General features: G+C 73.3%; 1 protein-coding gene. It reads left to right on the top strand.

What is annotated here, in order from left to right:
• Positions 1-291 precede the first annotated feature (291 nt).
• Positions 292-1287, top strand: coding sequence for a ScbA/BarX family gamma-butyrolactone biosynthesis protein (locus AWZ10_RS46520; RefSeq protein WP_046706790.1), 996 nt, complete (start codon positions 292-294; stop codon positions 1285-1287).
• Positions 1288-1369: the final 82 nt, after the last annotated feature.

Here is a 1369-nt window from a genome sequence, read left to right as displayed (position 1 = left end):
CGTACGCCGCCGGATGCCGCACTCCCCCCACCCCGGCGGGCACGGCCGGCGCCGCGCCCGCCGGAGGCGCGCACGCCCACCCCACCCGGAACCGGGCGATATCCGCAGGTCGGGCAGTACTCCCCGGACGGAGTGAAGATCGGTGGCGGATCTGGAGCAGCCTGCTCCACATCTCGCCCCGCCAGACTGCGCGATACCGCTAGAAATTAAACCGGTTGGTATGTATCTTCTTGCTTGCTCGGGGGACCACCACTCATCAGTGCACGCCATGGCGACTCAAGGGGATCAGACATGTCCGCGATCACGTTCCGCACAGAACGCGCGATACCCAGCACTTCGCCCACCGCTTCGGACACCCCGGCACCGGCCGGGACCGGCGTCCTGCGCTACCCGTCCCTGACCACCACGGTCCCCAAGGAGTTCGTCCACCGCGCCAGCGTCGCCGAGGTCATGCTCACCGACTGGGAGCGCACCGGCACGGACCGCTTCACGGTGAGCGCCCAGTGGCCCCGCGGGCACAGCTTCTTCACCCCCCTCGAAGGCCACCACGACCCGCTCATCGCGGCCGAGACCGTCCGCCAGGCCGGCGCGCTCCTGGCGCACGCCGAATTCGGTGTCCCGCTCGGCCACCACTTCCTGATGTGGGACCTCGCCGTCGACGTGCGCCCCGAGCACCTCCTCGTCGGCGGCGCGCCGGCGTCCCTGGAACTCGACATCAGCTGCCCGCGGATCAAGCGGCGCGGCCACAGCCTGGCAGGCCTGCGCTACGAGGCGGTGATCCGGCGCGACGGCCGGCCCGTCGCGGCCGGCGCCGCCTCCTTCTCCTGCATGTCCCCGGCCGTCTACCGCCGCGTGCGCGCCCACCGCCCGCCCGCCGGCGAGTACGCCAGACCCCTGCTCACCGCCCCGGTGGCGCCGCAGAGCGTCGGGCGGATGTCCCCCATGGACGTCGTGCTCTCCCCCCTGGCCGAAAGCCACCGCTGGCAGCTCAGGGTGGACAGCCGCCACCCCGTGCTCTTCGACCACCCGGTCGACCACGTGCCCGGCATGGTGCTGATGGAGGCCGCCCGCCAGGCCACGGCCACGGTCCTGGGCCGCTCCTTCGTACCCCTGTCCCTCACCGGCAGCTTCCAGCGCTACGCCGAACTCGACACCCCCTGCATCATCGAGGCGCACCCCGCCACCGCCGGCTCCCCGGGCCCGGGCAGGTCCGTACTGGTCAGCGGCCACCAGGACGGCGAGAGCGTGTTCCGCTGCACGGTGACCGCACCACCCCCCGCCCCCTGAGACAGGGCCACCGCAGGCCTCCCGCCCGCCCGCGGCACACCGCACGCCTGCGGCCTCCCCCGCGGGCCGCCCCTCCACGGCC

The sequence above is a fragment of the Streptomyces europaeiscabiei genome, assembly GCF_001550375.1.
Classification (GTDB): domain Bacteria; phylum Actinomycetota; class Actinomycetes; order Streptomycetales; family Streptomycetaceae; genus Streptomyces; species Streptomyces europaeiscabiei.
Note: the sequence above shows the minus strand (reverse complement) of the source record. Positions and strands in the feature narration are given on the sequence as shown.

Bases quoted from the DNA above. Each gene is read 5' to 3' on its own strand.
- AWZ10_RS46520 (WP_046706790.1), top strand. From the start codon at position 292: ATGTCCGCGATCACGTTCCGCACAGAACGCGCGATACCCAGCACTTCG.